The 15,975-nt window shown below is 72.2% G+C and carries 11 protein-coding genes; 4 read left to right on the top strand and 7 right to left on the bottom strand.

Features of this window, described 5'->3' with window-relative positions; genetic code table 11:
* Nucleotides 1-662: 662 nt before the first annotated feature.
* The 3 genes from ACIO1C_RS20810 to ACIO1C_RS20800 form a co-directional block, all read right to left on the bottom strand.
* On the bottom strand, nt 663-3,251 hold the full coding sequence (locus ACIO1C_RS20810; RefSeq protein ID WP_401865624.1) for an ABC transporter permease: 2,589 nt from the start codon (nt 3,249-3,251) through the stop codon (nt 663-665).
* On the bottom strand, nt 3,248-4,036 hold the full coding sequence (locus ACIO1C_RS20805; RefSeq protein WP_167032315.1) for an ABC transporter ATP-binding protein: 789 nt from the start codon (nt 4,034-4,036) through the stop codon (nt 3,248-3,250). Before ACIO1C_RS20805 ends, ACIO1C_RS20810 begins: the two co-directional genes overlap by 4 nt.
* A 416-nt stretch (nt 4,037-4,452) precedes the next feature.
* Complete coding sequence (locus tag ACIO1C_RS20800; RefSeq protein WP_401865622.1) at nt 4,453-5,127, bottom strand: MBL fold metallo-hydrolase; 675 nt, start codon at nt 5,125-5,127, stop codon at nt 4,453-4,455.
* 103 nt (nt 5,128-5,230) lie between these two features.
* Here ACIO1C_RS20800 and ACIO1C_RS20795 point away from each other — a divergent pair, with 103 nt between their 5' ends.
* On the top strand, nt 5,231-6,784 hold the full coding sequence (locus ACIO1C_RS20795) for an MFS transporter (protein ID WP_401865620.1): 1,554 nt from the start codon (nt 5,231-5,233) through the stop codon (nt 6,782-6,784).
* A 23-nt stretch (nt 6,785-6,807) separates the two neighbouring features.
* On the opposite strand, the gene ACIO1C_RS20790 is transcribed toward ACIO1C_RS20795, so the two are convergent.
* Nucleotides 6,808-7,638: an SDR family NAD(P)-dependent oxidoreductase gene (locus tag ACIO1C_RS20790; protein ID WP_401865618.1), complete on the bottom strand. Its 831-nt coding sequence runs from the start codon at nt 7,636-7,638 to the stop codon at nt 6,808-6,810.
* Between the two features lie 63 nt (nt 7,639-7,701).
* Here ACIO1C_RS20790 and ACIO1C_RS20785 point away from each other — a divergent pair, with 63 nt between their 5' ends.
* On the top strand, nt 7,702-8,466 hold the full coding sequence (locus tag ACIO1C_RS20785; protein ID WP_401865616.1) for a TetR/AcrR family transcriptional regulator: 765 nt from the start codon (nt 7,702-7,704) through the stop codon (nt 8,464-8,466).
* Between the two features lie 1,181 nt (nt 8,467-9,647).
* On the opposite strand, the gene ACIO1C_RS20780 is transcribed toward ACIO1C_RS20785, so the two are convergent.
* The 3 genes from ACIO1C_RS20780 to ACIO1C_RS20770 all read right to left on the bottom strand — a co-directional run bounded on the left by ACIO1C_RS20780 (nt 9,648) and on the right by ACIO1C_RS20770 (nt 14,647).
* Nucleotides 9,648-10,547 (bottom strand): cellulose-binding protein, encoded by a 900-nt coding sequence (locus tag ACIO1C_RS20780; protein WP_401865614.1) that lies wholly within the window; start codon nt 10,545-10,547, stop codon nt 9,648-9,650.
* Between the two features lie 243 nt (nt 10,548-10,790).
* Nucleotides 10,791-13,664 carry an SUKH-4 family immunity protein gene (locus tag ACIO1C_RS20775; protein ID WP_401865822.1) on the bottom strand — a complete coding sequence of 958 codons (2,874 nt, stop codon included), beginning with the start codon at nt 13,662-13,664 and terminating at the stop codon, nt 10,791-10,793.
* Between the two features lie 5 nt (nt 13,665-13,669).
* Entirely contained in the window at nt 13,670-14,647 is a 978-nt protein-coding gene (locus ACIO1C_RS20770; protein WP_401865612.1) for an SMI1/KNR4 family protein, read from the bottom strand.
* 310 nt (nt 14,648-14,957) lie between these two features.
* Between ACIO1C_RS20770 and ACIO1C_RS20765 the strand changes: the two genes are divergently transcribed.
* Both ACIO1C_RS20765 and ACIO1C_RS20760 read left to right on the top strand, forming a co-directional pair.
* A complete protein-coding gene (locus tag ACIO1C_RS20765) occupies nt 14,958-15,458 on the top strand; it encodes a YwqJ-related putative deaminase (RefSeq protein ID WP_401865610.1) in 501 nt (166 codons plus the stop codon).
* Nucleotides 15,459-15,466: 8 nt separating this feature from the next.
* Nucleotides 15,467-15,952 carry an SUKH-3 domain-containing protein gene (locus ACIO1C_RS20760; RefSeq protein WP_161312482.1) on the top strand — a complete coding sequence of 162 codons (486 nt, stop codon included), beginning with the start codon at nt 15,467-15,469 and terminating at the stop codon, nt 15,950-15,952.
* Nucleotides 15,953-15,975: the final 23 nt, after the last annotated feature.

Below are 15,975 nucleotides of genomic sequence, written 5' to 3'. Positions count from 1 at the left end.
CGCCGGGGTGGAGGAAGCCCCGCCTGGCCCCGCAGCTGACCACGGATCTCAGACACGGTGCCTGCACGCCGGCAAACGGACGGTGGTTGGCCGCCGAGACGACTCGCCACCGCCCCATTCAAGTAGGGCGCAAAGCCCCGCCGAGAGGCGCGGCCCGCGACGAAACCCCAACCGCATCCCGGCATTACCGGGGGACCTTCCCCCGGGCCGCCCCCCTCGGCCTTCCCTAGCGGGGACGGGGCGGGGGTCAAGGGTGACCGAAGGTCATCGGCGAAGCCGACGCGACGCAGGAGCGCCCTTGACGCCCGCCCCGGCCCCGCGACAATCAACAACCAGGGCGGCCCCACGCCGACCAACACAACCCGGCCACACCCGACTACCCCTCGGCCCGAACCCGAGCGCTGCAACTACCCGTCGCCCTGAACCTCGGCGAAATGGTCGAACTCAGCCGCTGTGATGCGCGTCGCGTCGCTTGAACAGCCCACAAGTCCGGCCCCGGTGGGCGTTGGAGGACGCCCACCGGGGCCGGAGACCCGTACGCTATCGCGGCCCACCGGCCGTCCGGGGATGAGGGGAGACCCGGGAGGCCGGAGATGCGGGGATACCCCCCTGGCACCACCGGCACCACTCGCACCCCCGGCACCCCCGGCACCCCAACCCCCCTAGTCGCTCGCGATCGCGTTCAGTACGTTCATCCGGCCCGCCCGGAACGCCGGGACCAGGGCCGCGAACAGGCCCACGAAGGCCGAGGCCACGAAGACGCCCGCTATCGTCGGCCACGGGATTTCCAGGACCCCCAGGCCCTCCAGGGCCAGGAGCTTCTGGGCCGCCGTGCCCCAGCCGAGGCCCAGGCCCAGGCCCAGCAGCGCGCCGAAGACGGCGATCACCACCGACTCCAGGCGGATCATGCGGCGCAGCTGGCGCCGCGAGAGGCCGATCGCCCGCAGGAGGCCGATCTCGCGGGTGCGCTCGACCACCGACAGCGCCAGGGTGTTCACCACGCCCAGCACCGCGACCACGATCGCCAGGCCCAGCAGGCCGTACACGATGTTGAGCAGCTGGCTGATCTGGTCCTTGAGGTCCTGCTTGAAGTCGGTCTGGTTCTGCACCGTGTACTGCGGGTACTCCGCGAGCGACTTCTTGAGGGCCGCGTACGCCTCCTTCTCCTTGCCGTCCTGCGCCGCCGCGAACATGATCATGTTCTTCGGCATCTTGTCGGCCGGCACGTACTTCTCGGCGGTCGTCAGGTTGATGTACATCACGCCCTTGTCGATGGTCGTGTCGTCCGACGTGATCACCGCGACCTTGAGCTTTGCCGTCTCACCGGCCTTGAACGCGACCTTGATCGTGTCGCCGACCTTGATGCCGTGGTCCTTGGCATAGGCCTCGCCGACGGACATGGCGTCCTTGCCGTACGCCGCCGCCAGTTCTCCCGAGACGGTCTCCCGGCGCACATCCTGCGCGTACGTCGGGTCGGCGGCGATCAGACCCTCGTCCTCCGCCCTCCCGTCCGGAGAGGTCAGCTTGGCGTCGACCATCCGGTACTGGGTGACGTGTTCGATGCCGGGCGTACGCTCCAGCGCTTCCTGCGCCTTCGGCACGATCGGTACGTTCGGTACGGAGGGCTCGATGATGAAGTCCGCGCCGACCGACTTGTCCAGCTCGTCGGTGGCCGAGGCGACCATCGAGGAGCCGACCACCGAGAGGCACGCCACCAGCGCGAGGCCGATCATCAGCGCGGCGCCCGTGGCTCCCGTACGGCGGGGATTGCGCAGCGCGTTGCGCTCCGCCAGCCGGCCGACCGGGCCGAACACCCGCAGCAGCACTGCGCTGAGCACCCGTACCAGACCGCCCGCCAGCAGCGGGCCGATCACCACGAACCCGATCAGCGTGAAGACCACACCCACGCCGAGGAACAGCGAACCCTCCGCCGCCTCGTCGGCGCGCGTCGCCACGACGAGGGACAGACCGCCCGCCGCCGTGAGCAGCAGCCCGAGGACCGCCCTGAGCAGGCCGGCCCGTCCGTCCGCGGGGGTCCCGGCGTCGCGCAGCGCGGCCATCGGGGAGATCCGCGCGGCCCGCCGGGCCGGGATGTACGCGGCCACGACCGTGACCACCACGCCCAGCACGAGCCCGATCGCCGGGGTCGTCCACTTCACGGTCAGGTCGCCGGTGGACAGTTCCAGGCCGGTGGCCGACATCAGCTTCATCAGCCCGACGGCCAGCCCCACCCCGGCCGCCACCCCGGCTACCGAGCCGAACACCCCGAGCAGGACGGCCTCGAAAAGCACCGAGCGGTTGATCTGCTTGCGGCTGGAGCCGAGCGCCCGCATCAGGCCGATCTCGCGGGTGCGCTGGGCGACCAGCATCGAGAAGGTGTTGACGATGAGGAAGATGCCGACGAGGAAGGCGATCCCGGCGAAGCCGAGCATCGCGTACTTCATCACGTCCAGGAAGGACCCGACGTCCGAACGGTTCGCGTCGGCGGCCTCCTTCTGCGTCTGGAGCTTGTACGGCCCCGCCGTCCCCGCTCCCAGCGCCGCCGCCACGTCCTGCTTGAGCTTCGTGTCGCTGACGCCCGCGTCGGCGGTGACGTACAGCTGGGTGAACAGGCCGGGGGCGCCGAGCAGTTCACGCTGGGCGGTCGCCGTGTCCAGGTAGAGGACCGTCGCGCCCGGGTTGGTGACCTTGAAGGCGGCGATGCCGGTGATCTTCTTGGTGAAGTTCCCCGTGACGGCGATCGCGCGCAGCTCGTCACCGATCTTGATGTGGTGCTTGTCGGCGGTGTCGGCGTCGATCATCGCCTCCGTAGGACCACGCGGCGCGTGGCCCGAGGTGATCTCCATCGAACGGAGGTCGTTACGGGTCCAGTTGCCGACAAACGTCGGCGCGCCGGTCGTGGCACCGACGTTCTTGTTCTCCGCGTTGACGACGGTCACGCTCTGGCTGCTGACCGCGCCCTCGACGGACTTCACCCCGGCCACCGCGCCCACCCGCGCGACGGTGGAGCCGGGCAGGGTCTCGGGCTTGCCGGTGCCGGGCTGGCCGCCTTCGCCACCGGAGGACTTGGGGCTCACCGTCACGTCGGGCGAGCTGACGGCGAAGAGCTTGTCGAACGTCGTGTTCATCGTGTCTGTGAAGACGAGCGTGCCGGAGACGAACGCCACCGACAGCAGGACCGCGACGGCCGACAGCGCCATCCGCCCCTTGTGCGCGAAGAAGTTGCGCATCGAGGTCTTGACCACGGTCACGACGTCCGCCCCCGCGCGTCGAAGTCCTTCATCCGGTCCAGTACGGCCTCGGCCGTCGGGCGGAACATCTCGTCCACGATCCGGCCGTCCGCGAGGTACAGCACGCGGTCCGCGTAGGACGCGGCGACCGGGTCGTGCGTGACCATCACGATCGTCTGGCCCAGGTCGTCCACCGACCGGCGCAGGAAGCCCAGTACCTCGGCGCCCGCCCGCGAGTCCAGGTTCCCGGTCGGCTCGTCGCCGAAGATGATCTCGGGGCGGGCGGCGAGCGCCCTGGCCACCGCGACCCGCTGCTGCTGACCGCCGGACAGCTGGGTGGGCCGGTGCTTGAGCCGGTCGGCCAGGCCCACCGTCTCCACCACCTTCCGGAGCCACTCGGCGTCCGGCTTGCGGCCGGCGATGTCCATCGGCAGCGTGATGTTCTCCAGCGCGTTGAGCGTCGGCAGGAGGTTGAACGCCTGGAAGATGAAGCCGATCCGGTCCCGGCGCAGCTGCGTCAGGCGCTTGTCCTTGAGCTTCGTTATCTCGGTCTCGTCGAGGTGGATCTCCCCCGAGGTCACCGTGTCGAGCCCGGCGAGGCAGTGCATCAGCGTGGACTTGCCCGAGCCCGAAGGCCCCATGATCGCCGTGAACTCCCCCCGGGCGACGTCCACATCGACGTGGTCGAGCGCCACGACGCGGGTCTCGCCCGCCCCGTACGCCTTGACGACCTGCCGCGCTCGCGCCGCGACGGCCGTACGCCCTCCAGTGCCCCCGTGCCTGGGGATGGTTGCAGCCGTTGTCACGGTCATTCTCCTAAGTCAGTCGATACCTCCGTCGCGGTCGGCGCGACGGGGTCCCCGGATGTGCTCTGAGTCTGTCGGCCGACGCCCGCCCGCACCCTGGTGCGCGGCGGTGTCTTGGCCAGGGGGTTTTCCCCACCCCCCGGGTGCGGCCGCCCCCCGTACCGGCGGCCGCGGTTGCCGTAAGTACAAGCTAAAGAGCACGGCACTCTCCACGCGTCCTCCACCGGAAGGACAGGCCCCTGGCCAGAAGTAAGGAGGAGCCCCTAGGGGACGAGAGGACCGGGACCCGGGCTCAACCCTGACCCTGGCCCTGGCCCCGGTCCCGGTCCCGGCCCGGTACGCGGAAGTGCACCGACGTGCTCTGACGTGCACCGACGTGCACCGACGTGCACCGACGTGCACCCGAACTGCTCGCGCTACGCCATGGCACCCTTCGCGGAGTTCCAGAGCACCCCGCGGTTCACGTGTTCCGGGTAGAGCGTGACCATCGCTTCGTACAGATCGCTGTAGTCGTTCGCCTTCTCCACCGCCGCCGAGAAGTCCTGGATGTAGCGACGGGTCCGGGCGATGTCCTCCGGGCTGTCGGGATCTCCCTCCCGCTTGTGCCCGGACACCACAGCCGTCGGAGCGAGTTCCTCAACGACGTCCAAGGCGTTGAGCCAGCTGTCGCGCGCGTTCCCCTTCGACTCGGCGAGGTACATGTGGACCTGCCCGTAAACAGCGTCCCCCGCCACGACAAGTCCGAGCGAGGGGACATGCAGCGCGCTGGTGCCGTCGGTGTCGGTGTGTCCGAGTTCAATCGCGTGGAGCTGTTCGCCCTCCAGCTCGATCGTGTCGTCCTGAAGCGGCTGGGCAACGACGTGTTGGCCGGAGATCTGGCCGGGGAAGCGCGGGTCCCAGAAGGCGTCGAACCACTTGGGGCCCCACTGCGCGCCCATGTACGCGACAACGCCGGGCGTCGCCACCAGCTTCGCCCGCGGGAAGCGTTCCAAGATCGAGGGGGCGCCGAAGAAGTGGTCTCCGTGCGCGTGGGTGACGAAGACGGTGGTCACGTTCTTGCCGTGCGCGACGATCTTGACCGACGCTGCCACCGAGACGGAATGGGCCCCGGCGTGGGCGGACCGCGCCCTGCCGCCGCGTGGGTGCGGGTGAGAAGGTGTCCCGGAGCACATACGTGCATAGGGAAGGGATCTTGTGAGCAGCGGCGGCACCGAGGACACCGAGGCGATAACCGAAGCCGCCCCCGCAACTCCCCGCGGGCGCGGCCCCGTCGTCGCGGCGCTGATGCTGAGCATGGCGCTCGCGGCCCTGGACGGCACGATCGTCGCGACCGCCGTTCCGCAGATCGTCGGCGACCTCGGCGGCTTCTCCGTCTTCTCCTGGCTGTTCTCCGGCTACCTGCTCGCCGTGACGGTCACCCTGCCGGTGTACGGGAAACTCTCCGACACCCTCGGCCGCAAGCCCGTCCTGATCGCGGGCATCATCATCTTCCTCATCGGCTCACTGCTCTGCGCGAGCGCCTGGAACATGGCAGCCCTCATCGCCTTCCGCGTCGTCCAGGGCCTCGGCGGCGGCGCGCTCCAGGGCACGGTGCAGACCGTCGCGGCCGACCTCTACCCCCTCAAGGAACGCCCCAAGATCCAGGCCAAACTGTCCACCGTCTGGGCGACGTCGTCGGTGGCGGGGCCGCTGGTCGGCGGGTTGTTCGCGGGGTACGTGGACTGGCGGTGGATCTTCATCGTCAACCTGCCCGTGGGGGCGGTGGCGCTCTGGCTCATCGTCCGCCACCTGCACGAACCGGCCAGGACCGCCGCCGTACCGCGCCCCCGCGTCGACTGGGCGGGCTCGCTCGCGGTCTTCGCCACCGCGACGCTGCTGCTCACCGCGCTGGTCCAGGGCGGGGTGGCGTGGCCCTGGGTCTCCGTACCCTCCCTGGGGCTGCTGGCGGGCGCGGTGGCACTGGCCTGCCTGACCGTCGTGATCGAACGCAGGGCGGCGGACCCGATCATCCCGGGCTGGGTGTGGAAGCGCCGCACGATCGCGGCGGTCAATCTGGCGCTCGGCGCGCTGGGGCTGCTGATCGTCGCACCGACGGTCTTCCTGCCGACGTACGCGCAGTCCGTCCTCGGACTCGGGCCGATCGCGGCGGGCTTCGTCCTGTCCGCGATGACGCTGAGCTGGCCGGTGAGCGCGGCGCTGTCGAACCGCGTGTACAACCGGATCGGCTTCCGCAGGACCGCGATCGTCGGGATGTCGGTCGCGCTGGCGGTCCTGCTCGCGTTCCCGCTGCTCCCCTTTCCCGGGCAGGCGTGGCAGCCGGCGCTGATCATGCTGGTCCTCGGGGCGGGGCTGGGACTCTTCCAACTCCCCCTGATCATCGGGGTCCAGTCGTCAGTGGGCTGGGCGGAGCGGGGTACGGCGACCGCGTCGATCCTCTTCAACCGCCAGATCGGGCAGAGCGTGGGGGCGGCGGTGTTCGGGGCGGTGGCGAACGGGGTCCTGGCGTCGCGCCTCGCGGCGGGCGCGGGTTCCGGGGCGGGGCCGGGGTTGCCCGGCGACCTGGACGGGGTCTCCACCGCGCTGAGCCACCCCGGGTCGCTGAGCGCGTCGTCGGAGGAGTACCTGCGCCGGGCGGTGGACGCGGCGGTGGACCACGTGTTCGTGGGCGCGGCGGGGGCGGCGGTGCTGTGCGTGCTGGTCCTGCTGTTCATAGCGCCGCGCGTGTTCCCGGTCCTCCCGGACGAGTAGCCGGCGTCTGGGGGCGATGCGGCTCAGTCGAAGTCCACCGAGCGGCCCAGCTCCGCCCACCGCGTGTCGCCGGCCACCAGCCCGGCCATGGTCGCCGCGTTCATGTCCACGGCGGCCCTGCCGAGCACCAGGTGCAGCGGCGGCTCGTCCATCTCCACCACCTGGAGGAACACCCGGCCGATCCTGGCCGGGTCGACCGGTTCCTTGCCCCGCATGCTCCGGAGGCGGTCGGCGATGGCGCCGATGGTGGGCGCGTACGCCTCTCCGTGCGGGGGGATCCTCATGGACGGTCCCGACCAGTTGGTACGCATCAGGCCGGGCTCGGCGAGGGTGACCTTGATGCCCAGGGGGCTCAGCTCGTCGTTGAGCACGCCGGAGAAGCCTTCCATCGCGAACTTGGCGCTCTGGTAGGCGGAGAGGCCGGGGGCGGTGCCGCGCCCGCCGATCGAGGCGACCTGGATGAAGTGACCGGAGCCCTGCTTCCGGAAGACGGGGACGGCGGCCTTCGACACGTGGACGGTGCCGAAGAAGATCGTCTCCACCTGGGCCCGGAAGTTGTCCAGGGTGATCTCCTCGAAGGGGATCATGTCGGCGTATCCCGCGTTGTTCACGACCACGTCGAGGTGGCCGAAGGTGTCCACCGCCGCACGTACCGCCTCCTCGGCCTGGCCGAAGTCGGTCACGTCGAGCCGCTGGAGCAGGACCTGATCGCCGTACTTGTCGGCCAGGTCGCGCAGCACGTCCGGGTTCCGCGCGGTGGCCACGACGTTCTGGCCGGCGGCGAGCACTTCCTCGGCCACCGCCCTGCCGAGGCCCTGAGAACTGCCGGTGATGAGCCAGGTCTTTGTGTTCATGCCTCAAAGTTAACGCAACGGCGTTCCGATAACAAGAGAACGCCGTTGTGTTAACTTTGAGGTATGAACGGCCAGCCTCCCGCCTTCCAGCGCGCCCGCAGCCCCGAGAACAAGGAACTGCGAGCGGCATCGATCATGGAAGCGGCCCGGGTCCTGGGGCTGCGCAAGGGCGTACGGGAGGTCACACTCACGGACATCGCGGCTGAGGCGGGCATCAACAAATCGGCGGTCCTGCGCTACTTCGAGACGCGCGAGGAGATCTACCTGCGACTCACGGCGGAGGGCTGGACGCGGTGGGCGGGGGCGGTGGGCGAGCGGTTGGCGGGGGTGGGGACGGGGACAGGGGCAGGGGCAGCTAGCGGTACGGGTGCGGGTGCGACGCCGGGTGCGGACGGGACGCCGGGTGCGGACGGGACGCCGGGTACGGCGGCCACCCTGGCGGACGTGCTGTCCGGGACCCTGGTCGATCAGCCCCTGTTCTGCGACCTTCTCGCCCATGCCGCACTGAACCTGGAGCGCAACGTCTCCCGCGAGGCGGTCCTGTCGTTCAAACTGACCACCCTGGCCGCGCTCGACGAACTCGCCACGACGGCGACGCGCTTCCTGCCGTCACTGGGACCCGACGCGGCAAGGAGACTGATCGGCGCCGTGAGCGTCCAGGCGGCGTCGCTGTGGCAGTTCGCCCACCCCCCGCAAACCCTCGCGGAGCTCTACGCGGAACGCCCGGAACTCGCCCACGCGGTGGTCGACTTCACCCCCAGACTCACGGCGATCACACTGGCCCTGACGGTGGGCCTGACAGAGGTCCAAGCGATGGATGGGCCGTAGGCGGAAGGCTCCACTTGGCTGAGGTTCGGGCCGAGGGGTAGTCGGGTGTGGCCGGTCTTGTGTTGTGTGGCGTGGGGCCGCCCCTTGCTGTTGAGTGTCGCGGGTCCGGTCCGGGCGTCAAGGGCGCTCCTGCGGAGCGTCGGCTGCGCCGATTGCGCTGCGCTTCACCCTTGACCCCCGGCCCGGCCCCGCAAGGGAAGGCTGGGGGGGCGGCCCGGGGGAAGGTCCCCCGGTAATGCCCGGATGCGGTTGGGGTTTCGTCGCGGGCCTCGGCTTTCGGCGGGGTGTTGCGCACGACTTGAATGGGGCAGTTGGTCTCAGTTCGGCGGCTGGCGGGCCGTCCGTTGGCCGGTGCGCAAGCACCGTGTCTGTGGTGAGTGGGTGGTGGGGGGGCGGATGTGACGGGGGGAGGCGGCCGTCCGGCCTGTTTCGGCGGGTTGTGTGCTCTGGGAGCCCGTTAACGAAACGCAGGACACAAGACCGGGGAGGAGAGGCCCGCAGGAGGCCTCAAAGCCTGGGCAAATGGGGCATATGGTCTGCGGGGGGTGGGGTGGTGGGCAGTCCCGGCGGCCAGCTGGCACCCACCGGCCCGCACGCAAGCACCACACCCGAGCCGGGTGGGTGGTGGGGCGGATGCCGCCCGCCGGGGCGGTCGTCGGGCCCGTTTCGGTGGGTTGTGTGCTCTCAGAGCCCCTTAATGAAACACAGGACACAACACCCGGCGAGAGAGGCCCCCAGCGGGCCTCAAGACCTGAGCAAATGGTGCATATTGGCCGCCGGGATGAGGGAAACCTCCCCTGGCCCCGCAGCTGACCACGGATCTCAGACACGGTGCCTGCACACCCACCAACAGACGGCCTGGCGGCCGCCGAACCAGCCCGCCACCGCCCCATTCAAGTGGGGCGCAAAACCCCGCCGAAAGCCGGGGCCCGCGACGAAACCCCAACAACAAACAAGCCCCCCGGGGGACCTTCCCCCGGGCCGCCCCCCTCAGCCTTCACTTGCGGTTTCGGGGCGGGAGTCAAGGGTGACCGCAGGTCATCGCGCAGCGACGCGACGCAGGAGCGCCCTTGACGCCCGACCCGAAACCGCGACACTCAACCGCAAGGGGCGGCCCCACGTCGCCCAACACAAGACCGGCCACACCCGACTACCCCTCGGTCTGAACCCACCCACCCCCCTCACCCCTCCGCCGCCGCCCGCCCCGTCAGCGAAGCAAGAGCGTTGCGGACCAGTGCCATGTGTGCCTGCATCTCCTCCCCCGCCGTCGCGTGCGACCGCGCCACCCCCTCCGCCTCCCGCAGCGTCCGGTCCGCCGAGGCCGCCGCCGCCGACAGCAGTTCCGCCGCCCTCGCCTGCGCGTTCTCCTGGCCGTGGCGGGCCCGTTCGCCCGCCTCGGAGAACGCGCGCTGTGCCTCCGTCAGCTCCGCCTGCGCGTACGCGGAGAGTTCCGCCGTACGGACCTCCCACTCCGCCGCCCGCGCGGTCATCTCCCGCTCCGTCGCCGCGAGCCGTTCCGCGTGGCCCTTCTCCAGGCCCTCCACCACCGCCTGCGTCCGGCGGCGCATCTCCCGCAACTCCTCCAGCGCCTCCCCCCGCCACGCCTTCGCCTCGCGCCGCGCCTCGACGCGTTCGGTGTCGGCCAGCGCCTGGGCCGCGCCGAGCACGTCACGCGCGTACGCCTCCGCCTCCGCCCGTACCGCCTCCGACGCCTCCCGCGCCGCCTCCTTGGCCTCCCGGCCCTCCGCCCTGGCCGTGTCGATCACCGCCCTGGCCTCCTCACGGGCCTCCGCCCGCACCCGGTCGCCCTCGTCGGCGGTCAGCGTCATGATCTGCGGGGCCCGGCCACCCAGCGACTCGTACGTCTGCGGCCCCCGCGCCAGCACCTCCTCGACCCGCTCCCGCAGCAGCGCCGCCTCGCCCTCCATGCGCTTGGCGAGGACGGTGAGGCGGGCCGCGCGTTCCCACGCGTCGTCACGGACCCGCGACAGCGTGGCGACCTCGTGGTCCACCTGTCCCGGGTGGTAGCCACGCCCCCGCGTGGGCACGAAACCGTGAACAGACGGCTGAGCAGCACTCATCGGGAAGCCCCTTCCGGCACACAACGCGATCCGGCGCACATCCTGCTGGATCGAAGCGAAATGCGCATAATGCGACACTCCGCCCATCTGTCCTGCCCAAGGATGCGGCATGGCACGCGGAATGCCGGAATCCGCTGCTCAAGAGGGAGACGAGCCGGAAAACGGCCCAGGGCGCCCACCGCGTCACGCGGAGAGCGCCCAGGTCATCCGTACAGCACGTTGTGAAGCGTCGGAGCGGATCCGTCAGAGCAGTCCGTCCCACATCTGCTCCAGCAGCACCGACCACCAGCTCTCCGGCGACGACAGCGCCGCCGGGTCCAGCGCCGCCAGCTGCGCCTGGAAGTCGACGGTCCAGCGGCCCGCCTGTTCCGGCGTCAGCCCGTAGCGCAAACGCCACATCCGGCCGAGGAGCGCCAGCGAACGGGTGAACTCCGGCAGCCCGGTGTTGACGAACTGCGGCGGCACCGACTGTCCGCCGGGGCCCGGCTCGACGGGGACGGCCATGATGTGCGCCGTACCGTACTGGACACAGATCGCCCGGCCGAAGTCACTGCCCATGACGAGGTACGAGCCCGCGTCGGCGGCCGGCTGGATCTGCCGCTGCGCGGCCAGTTCGGCCAGGGTCGGGACAACCGGGTGGGCCGGCTGCGCCCAGAAGAACGGCCCGAAGTCGGCCGGGAGCCCCGCCCACACGAGCGTGCGCGCGACGAGGTCCGGCACGCCCTGCCGGGACACCGCCCGCTGGTCGAACCGGCAGATGCCCTGCGGACCGAACGCCCCCAGCAGCTCCTGCGCCACGCCCTCGGGCGGGATCGGCGGCGCGGGCGGGATCTGCGGCAGCGGGGCCCGTACCGGCGCCGGGCGCGCCGGGCCGTCCGCGACCTGGTGCAATTCGCCCTGGTGGGTGAGCAGATGCTGCATGCCCTGCTGGCGGCTGGCGTGGTCCTGGCCGTACGGGGCGACGCTGGTGATCCGCACCTGCGGCCAGCTCTCCCGGATCATCCGCGCGCAGTACGCGCCGGGCAGTTCGCAGGACTCCAGCTCCGTGTGGAGTTCGAGGACCTGCTGCGGCGGCACGTTCATGGCGCGCAGCTCGTGCAGGATCTGCCACTCGGGGTGCGGGGTCCCGGGCGCCGAGCGGCGGATGATCTGCGCCTCCGAGCCGTCGGGCGCTCGGTAGCGCAGGACGGCCTGGTAGCCGGGGCCGACGGTCGGCAGGCCGTAGGGCTGCTGCGGATAGCCGTACGGCGGGGGCGGGGGTGCCTGGGGCACGGGACCGGGGCCCTGGGGTGCCATGCCGTGCGGTACGGGGGCGGGACCCGTACCCGGACCCGGGGCGTACGGTACGGGGCCCGGCGGTACGGGGCCGTGCCCGCCCCCGGGCACGCCGGGCGGACCCGGCGGCTGCGGAGGGCCGGACGGCGGGCCGACCGGGTTCGGGCCCGCGAGCATCGTCGCGGCGTGGTGCACCCCGCCTGCCGGCGGACCAGGAGGCTGCGGGGCGCCGGGACCCGCGCCGGGAGGACCGGGCGGGCCGGGAGGCTGCGGGGCGCCCGCGCCAGGGGCGCCGGGCGGGCCCGGCGGCTGGGGGAAGCCGGGCGGCGGGCCGACCGGGTTCGGGCCCGCGAGCATCGTCGCGGCGTGGTGGACCCCGCCGCCCGGAGGCGTACCGGGCGCACCGGGACCGGCGCCGGGGGCGCCCGGCGGACCGGGCGGCTGCGGGGCGTCGGACCCTTGCTGCGGGACGAGTTGAGTCGGCAGATAACCGCCCGCCGGCACACCGGGCGCACCCGGGCCGGACGCCGGCGGTGTCCCGCCGGCCGCCCCGGGAACGCCCGGCGGACTCGGCGGCGGAGGCGGGGCGGAGCCACCCCCACGCCCGCCGCGCGGCGGCGCGTACGCCTTGCTGGTCGCGGCGTCGGCGATGTCCCGGGCCCCGGGGGCGGGACCACTGCCGGGGCCCGCACCGGGAATCACTGGGCCCGCGCCAGGGCCGTGCCCCCCGCCAGGACCCGCAGGACCCGCGCCGGGACCCGCGTGGCCCATGCTGGAACCCGCCTGGCCCATGCCGGGCCCGCCCGGACCCCCAGGGCCCGAACCAGGACCCCCAGGGCCCGAACCCGGACCCGGACCCGTGTGCCCTGCACCCAGCCCCACGCCCGGACCTGCCGAGCCCGCACCCGCACCCGGGCGCGCCAAATCCATGCCGGACGGACCGGCGAAGCCGCCGCCCGGCTCCTCGACCGCCGGTGCGATCGTCGTCCTCGGTAGTCCGCTGCCGCTCGACATCAGTGCCGTCGGGGCGTCCGCCGCCATGCCCGGGGGCGGAGTGTCCTCGTCGTCCGCGCCCGAGAGCGCCGGGGCGAAGACGGTGGGGGGCAGCGGTACGGAACCGTCGCCCGCACCGTTCGTGTCCGTCCCCGTCCAGGGGGTCGCCCCGGGCGGTACCGGCGACCGCGGCCCCGGCGGTACGGAACCGCCGGGCGCCGCCGCGTTCGTGTCCGTCCCGGCCCACGGTGTCGCCCCGGGTGCTCCCGGGGGGACGGCGGAGACCACATCGGTGGGCGCGTACGCGCCACTCGCGGCCAGGGGCGCCGCGCCGCCCAGCGACCCGCCGCCGAGCGACTCGTTGCCGCCCAGCGACCCGTTGCCGGGGCCGCCGGTCCCGTACCCCCGTACGAGATTGGTGGGCGCGTCCTCCAGCGACGGGGAAGGGGTCGCGGACGGAGCGTCGCGCCTGTCCGGGATGCCCAGTCGGTCGGCCGCCTCCTGGAGCCACTCCGGCGGCGTCAGCAGGAACGACGTCTGGTTCAGGTCGATCCGCTGCGGCGCCTCCGGCGCGGGTACGGCGTCCGTCGGCGCCCCGTACTCCTCCTCGTACCGCCGGATCACCTCACCCACCGGCAGCGCCGGCCAGAGCGAGGCGTCGCCGCTGTCCCTGGCGATCACCAGCCGCTGCCGCCCGCCGTCCGAGACCGGACCGCCCTCGCGGTCCTCCGCCCAGACGACGAAGCCCAGTTCGAACTCCCGTACCCGCACCTCACGCTGCTGGTACCCGGGCACCTCACCGTTGATCCACTCTTCCGCGCGCTCCTGCGCCTGCGCGAAGGTCACCATCGTGGTCATCCCTCCACCGGGACGGCGCGGGCGAAGCCGCCGTCCACCATCAGGTTCGCCACCGTCTCCAGCTCCGGCGGGTTGCCCGCCAGGCGGAGCAGGAAGGCGTCGAAGTCGTCCCCGCACGGCAGCAACAGCCGTTCCACCCGCTCCTGGACACTCCAGCCGTCCTGGTCGCGGGCGTCGTCGTACGAGCAGAACCAGACCGAACCGACCCGCTCGCCCCTGACCTTGACGGCCAGGATCCCGCCCTGGACGAAGCCCACGGCCAGGTAGTCCTTGGTCAGATGGTCCCGCAGGCACTTGTTGACGTACACCAGGTCGTTGAACGCCGCCTCCTCACGCACCGTGAAGAACGGCTGGTCCACCAACAGCCCCAGCTCCGCGTCGAGCGCCGCGCCGGCCGGCGCGCAGCCGCCCGCCGCCTTGAGGAACGAGCGGTACGCGCCCGGCAGCCGGTAGCCGAGATCCTCCTCGACCCCGAGCACCTGCTGTTCGGTGACCGACACCGCTCCCTTGGGCAGCCCGAAGTGGCCGGGCCTCGTCTCCTGGAGCGGGCGCGTCCCGCGCTTGGCGTGGTCCACCCGCGCCGTCGCGAGACCCCCGTGGTGCCGCAGCAGGGCCTTCACCTCGACCGGCACCAGCACCAGCCGGCGCGAGCCCGGCGTGTGGTGCCAGGTCCAGCCGTGCGGTGTGGCCACCGCGGGGACCGTGTCCCACAGCTCGTGGCCCGCGGCGGCCAGCGCGGCGTTGGCCGACACGTAGTCCGTGAGCCGCAGTTCGTCCACGCCGAACCCCTCCGGGGGGTCCGCTATCTCCGCCGCGGCGCGCGCGTACGGCACAAAATCCGGACGGCCGTCCTCGTCCACACGCACACCCCCGGGGTGGCGGGACGCCCGGACCGGGTCCGGGAAATGCACGACCTGCCCGGCGTAGGCCGCGTTCGGTGGCGCGGCTTGCTGCCCGAGCCGACCTGTCGTCATGGCGGTTGCCCCCTGCTGCTTCCGGCTGGTTCAGCACAGCCCTGGTCCGGACAGCCTATGCGGTGGGGCAAGAGGGGACCGAGGCGCTCCGGGGCCGCGGCCGGACCCCCGGCCCCGGGTCCCGGCGCACCCCTGGCGCACCCTCCCCGACCCCGTGACCAACGGTCACGCCGGGGTGACCCAGCGCCGACAGAACGCCCCTATTCATGCCCCAGCTTTCCCACGGCCCGTCACATTTGGCAGGCTGTCCCCTCGACACGGGGGCGTGACACCAGCGGCTTCCCGCCGCGGGCACGGGAGGGACAGCACTTTGCACACAGCACCGACCGACACGTCCGGCGACCCACGCCTCAGCTGGAGCAGTACGGAACCGCACCGGGCGCCCGCGCTCCGGCAGCGCCGCGACGGCATCCTGCCCGCCGTCGCCGCGGCCCTGTCCGTACGCGGCGAGAACCTCACCTGCACCGCAGGCAAGGCCGACAGGCCGCCGACGCTGCACCCCCTCGTACAGGACTTCCTCGACACGCTCACCAGCGGACAGCGGGAACGGTTCACCGGCCGCTGCCCCGAGGCGATCCTGCTCTCCCGCCACCTCACGGCCACCGAGGAGGGCCGCTCCAAGCGGGCCAGGCGCAAGCCCCTCACCCACGGCGAGGCACGCCGTTCCCTCAAGCAGGCCAAGCTGACCGCCCGTCGCATCCGGGAGGACGGCGACCCGCTGCACGGCAGTTACGCACCGCCGTGCCGGTCCTGTACGGCCATGCTCGCCCACTTCGGCGTGCAGCCGGTCGACCCCACCGAGAAGGACTGAGCCGCGTCATGCCCGACCTCTCCACCACTCGCTTCCCCGTGCCGATCGACGCCGCGCTCCGCGACGCCGGCTGGCAGCCGGGGCGGTGGGACATAAAGCAGGCCGAGGAGTGGGCGGACACGCTCCGCGCCCACATCACGCCCGCCGGGCACACGCACGCGGTGTTCCCGGCCGCGGTGGAGGCCTGGGCGGAGTTCGGCGGCCTGCGGGTCGCCGCGCCGGGGCCTGGCCGGCAGATAGCGCCCGTGGCGTTCCGTATCGACCCCATGGCGGGGATCCACCTGGCCCGTACCCTCTCGGACCTGGGGCGCTCCCTGGAGACCGGGATGAGCCCGCTGGGCGAGGACGACGGGCAGGGAGTGCTGGCGATCGACGACACCGGGGCGGTCTACAGCATCGACCACACGGGCGACTGGTTCCTGGGCCCGGACATCGACCAGGCGCTGGCCACCCTGATCGCGGGCAAACTCCCCACGCGCCTGACGGAGAACTGACCCCGGACCATCCCGTCCGCAGG

The organism is Streptomyces sp. NPDC087420 (genome assembly GCF_044744165.1).
Taxonomy (GTDB): domain Bacteria; phylum Actinomycetota; class Actinomycetes; order Streptomycetales; family Streptomycetaceae; genus Streptomyces.
The sequence above is the reverse complement of the archived record's forward strand: the minus strand, read 5'-3'. Positions and strand labels throughout refer to the sequence as shown.

What these genes read in the sequence shown, in the direction of transcription:
- ACIO1C_RS20770 (WP_401865612.1), bottom strand. Translation starts at nt 14,647, where the DNA reads ATGACGACAGGTCGGCTCGGGCAGCAAGCCGCGCCACCGAACGCGGCC.
- ACIO1C_RS20780 (WP_401865614.1), bottom strand. Translation starts at nt 10,547, where the DNA reads ATGAGTGCTGCTCAGCCGTCTGTTCACGGTTTCGTGCCCACGCGGGGG.
- ACIO1C_RS20785 (WP_401865616.1), top strand. Translation starts at nt 7,702, where the DNA reads ATGAACGGCCAGCCTCCCGCCTTCCAGCGCGCCCGCAGCCCCGAGAAC.
- ACIO1C_RS20775 (WP_401865822.1), bottom strand. Translation starts at nt 13,664, where the DNA reads ATGGTGACCTTCGCGCAGGCGCAGGAGCGCGCGGAAGAGTGGATCAAC.
- ACIO1C_RS20790 (WP_401865618.1), bottom strand. Translation starts at nt 7,638, where the DNA reads ATGAACACAAAGACCTGGCTCATCACCGGCAGTTCTCAGGGCCTCGGC.
- ACIO1C_RS20760 (WP_161312482.1), top strand. Translation starts at nt 15,467, where the DNA reads ATGCCCGACCTCTCCACCACTCGCTTCCCCGTGCCGATCGACGCCGCG.